The organism is Streptomyces botrytidirepellens (assembly GCF_003721215.1).
GTDB lineage: Bacteria > Actinomycetota > Actinomycetes > Streptomycetales > Streptomycetaceae > Streptomyces > Streptomyces himastatinicus.
The window spans coordinates 1-2,785 of the sequence record NZ_RIBZ01000548.1 but is presented as its reverse complement, the minus strand read 5'-3'; the positions used below and the strand labels follow the sequence as shown (position 1 = coordinate 2,785).

The following is a 2,785-nucleotide window of genomic DNA, read 5'->3' as shown; positions in this document are numbered from 1 at the left end:
GGACGCCCGGCCGAGCCCGGAGCCGCCGCCGACCGGAGCGGGCGGGTACGACGGGGCGCCGTCTCGGGCCCGCGGGAGCCCCGGCGTTCACCGGGGGCCGCGGGATCCACGGAGCCGGCCCCGCACGCCGCGCGCGGTCAGCCCCGTACGCCGCCCAGGGCCATGGCGACCGCCGCCTCCGTGATGCCCTCGGGGTCCTCGACTCCCAGCTCGATACGGCGGACCGCGGCGTCCACGACGCCCTGGAGCAGCACCGCGGCCAGCCGGGGCTGCTGATGGCCGAGCGCGCCGAGGGCCTCGACCACCATGCCGATCAGCCCGCCGTGGGCGGCGCGGATCTTCTCGCGCGCACTCGCGTCCAGCTCACCGGCCGAGATCGCCACCACGGCACGGTGGCGGCGGTCGCCGACGAGAGCGAGCTGTCGGCGCACATATGCCTCGACCTTCGCCTCGGGCGTCCCGGCCTCCTCCATGGCGGCCTCGACCTCCGCGGCCCAGACCGGGAAGTCGACGGCGCACAACTCCTCGACCACGGCCGCGCGGGAACGGAAGTACTCATAGACGGACGAGCGGGCGAGGCCCGTGCGCTCGGCGAGAGCGGGGAAGGTCAACGCCTCCGTACCGCCCTCGGACAGCAAGGAGCGGGCGGCCTCCAGCAGGGCGCCGCGCTGCATCGTCCGGTGCTCGGCCACTGAGGCCGCTCGAATCCTGGGCACGTCACCACTGTACGGAGACGTCACGGTCACGTCACGACGGTGGCGAACCCGACGGGACGATTCAGCGTCCGACGTCGGCGAGTTTCGCGCGCAGCTGGAGCACGGACTTGGTGTGGATCTGGCTGACCCGGCTCTCGGTGACCCCGAGGACCTGGCCGATCTCGGCCAGCGTGAGCCCCTCGTAGTAGTAGAGCGTGACCACGGTCTTCTCCCGCTCCGGAAGGGTGTTGATGGCCCGGGCGAGCAGGCGGCGCAGCTCCCGGTCCTCGGCCACCTCGACCGGATTGTCCGCGGCGGTGTCCTCCAGGGTGTCCATGAGGCTGAGCCGGTCGCCGCCCTCGCCGCCGACGTGCAGCAGCTCCTCCAGGGCGACCACGTTGGCCAGCGACAACTGGCTGAAGACCCCGTGCAGTTCGTCGACGCTGATGTCCATCTCGGCGGCGACCTCGGCCTCGGTGGGGGTGCGGCGCAGCGCCGCCTCGAGCGTGGCGTACGCCCGCTCGACCGCCCTGGCCTTCTGGCGGACCGAGCGCGGGATCCAGTCCAGCGCCCTCAGTTCGTCGATCATCGCACCGCGGATGCGGGTGATGGCGTAGGTCTCGAACTTGATGGCGCGCTCGGGGTCGAACTTCTCGATGGCGTCGATGAGTCCGAAGACACCGGACGAGACGAAGTCGGCCTGCTCGACGTTGGAGGGCAGCCCGACGCTGACCCGCCCGGCCACATATTTCACCAAGGGTGAGTAGTGCAGGATCAGCTGCTCCCGCAGCCGCCCGTCGCCCGTGGCTTTGTACGACCGCCACAGCTCGTCGAGCGAGGACGGTGCCGCGGGGCGCACCGCGCCGCGGGCAGCGGGCGGCGCCGCGCGGTCAGACCCGGAGATGTGCTGGGGCATTCGTCGCCTTGAGCCGTTCTGCCATGACATGGGTGAGGACGTACGCTTCCACCGGAAACCTCGTGAGCGTAGCGTGACTACGGCGTCGCGGTATGCGAAGGGCAGCGGCTCGGCGGTGTGCGGATACGGTCATCGCCTCAACCCTTTCACCCGATTGCCCCGATATGGGGGATCGCCTCGCCGTGTGCCGTCACTACGGCGCGCGGACGGCGCCAACTGCCAGCGGTCGCCATGGCGTTCGACGAAACCCAGGGCGAGCAGTTCGTAGAGCCGGCCCACGGCCTCTTCACAGCTCGTCCCGGAATCCCTGGCCACCTCACGTCCCTCGTTGCCGCCCTGTGCCGACAACGCTTCCAGCACCCGTGCCGTCACGGGATCGAGAAGGTCCCGCTCGACGAGGGGCCCTTCCCGGACAGGGGCGAGGTCCCCGATGCCGCCGATCAGCTCGACGACTTCGTCGGCGTCGGTGACCAGGACGGCCTCGCCGCGCAGCAGTTCGTGGACCCCCGCCGAGAGCCCGCTGGTGACCGGGCCGGGCACTCCCATGGTGGACCGGCCGAGCTGTTGTGCCCGGCGCGCGGTGACCAGCGATCCGCTGCGGTACTCGGCCTCGATGACGACCGTGCCGCGGGTGAGCGCGGCGATGACCCGGTTGCGCAGCACGAAGCGGCTGCGGGTGGGATGCGCTCCGGGCGGCAACTCGGCCAGTACCAGCCCCTGTTCCGCGATGCGTTCGATCAACTCGGCGTGCCCCCGCGGATAGGGCGTGTCCACCCCGGAGGCGAGCACGGCGACGGTGGCCCCGCCCACGGCGAGCGCCCCGCGGTGCGCCGCGCCGTCCACGCCCTGCGCCGCGCCGGAGACCACCACCCAGCCCCGCTCGGCGAGCCCGGCGCCCATCGTCGCCGCGACATGCGCGCCGTAGTCGCTGCACGCGCGGGCCCCCACCACCGCGGCCGAGCGCAGCGCCCACATGCGCAGCGACGCGGGGCCCCGCACCCATAACCCGACCGGGCGAGCGTCCCCGAGGTCGTCGAGCTGACCGGGCCACTCCATGTCCCCGGGGCAGACGAACCGCCCGCCCCGGGCCGCGATCAGGTCGAGGTCGGCGGCCGGGTCGAGCCCGCCGGCCCGCAGCGCGCATCCGGCCAGCCGCCGCGGGCTCGCCCCGGGC

At 72.9% G+C, this 2,785-nt stretch carries 3 protein-coding genes; all 3 read right to left on the bottom strand.

Going from position 1 to position 2,785, the window contains the following annotated elements; translation table 11 throughout:
• Positions 1 to 137: 137 nt before the first annotated feature.
• Positions 138 to 674, bottom strand: coding sequence for a TetR/AcrR family transcriptional regulator (locus EEJ42_RS32650; protein WP_123105559.1), 537 nt, complete (start codon positions 672 to 674; stop codon positions 138 to 140).
• 103 nt (positions 675 to 777) lie between these two features.
• Positions 778 to 1,611, bottom strand: coding sequence for an RNA polymerase sigma factor WhiG (whiG, locus tag EEJ42_RS32645; RefSeq protein ID WP_123105557.1), 834 nt, complete (start codon positions 1,609 to 1,611; stop codon positions 778 to 780).
• Positions 1,612 to 1,740: 129 nt separating this feature from the next.
• On the bottom strand, positions 1,741 to 2,785 hold a 1,045-nt coding region (dprA, locus tag EEJ42_RS32640; protein WP_123105555.1), incomplete at its 5' end, for a DNA-processing protein DprA.